The sequence below is a fragment of the Roseburia sp. 1XD42-69 genome (genome assembly GCF_003612565.1).
Classification (GTDB): domain Bacteria; phylum Bacillota; class Clostridia; order Lachnospirales; family Lachnospiraceae; genus Roseburia_B.
The window spans coordinates 1-537 of record NZ_RAZG01000277.1 but is presented as its reverse complement, the minus strand read 5'-3'; the positions used below and the strand labels follow the sequence as shown (position 1 = coordinate 537).

The 537-nt window shown below is 47.1% G+C and carries 1 pseudogene; it reads left to right on the top strand.

The features are described from left to right. Positions 1 to 220: 220 nt before the first annotated feature. A pseudogene (locus tag D7Y06_RS25565) lies at positions 221 to 466 on the top strand (helix-turn-helix domain-containing protein); the annotation flags it as partial. Positions 467 to 537 lie beyond the last annotated feature (71 nt).

Genomic DNA, 537 nt, shown 5'->3' with positions numbered 1-537 from the left:
GTGGGAAAAATTCATACCCCAAATTTATTTAAAAACCTGCTAAAAAGTCTTGACTTTTGTTAGCAGGTTTTCATGCCCTTTGTTACGCAGTAGGGGCAGAAAAAGCCTTGCTACAAGCGGTTTTCCGGGCGCGTATCTGGCGCGGAAAGGGATTTATACCTTATCCCCCGAAACTGCGCTTCTACTGCGTAACAAATCCAAAGCAAAGGAGCTATGAACTATGGCAGTTTTCAGAGTGGAACGGAACAAGGGCTACACCGTAATGAGCAACCACCACCTACGCAACAAGGAGCTTTCCCTAAAGGCAAAGGGGCTGTTGTCGCAAATGCTGTCACTCCCCGAAGATTGGGACTACACCTTGAAAGGCTTATCCCTTATCAACCGGGAGAAGATAGACGCTATCCGCGAAGCCATTAAGGAGCTTGAACGCGCCGGGTATATCGTCCGGTCAAGGGAGCGCGACGAGTGTTAGCGCCAATGATAAAATGTAAGAAAACGCCGAAGAAAAAATGTAGATTTATGGCGGAGAGAAAGAAA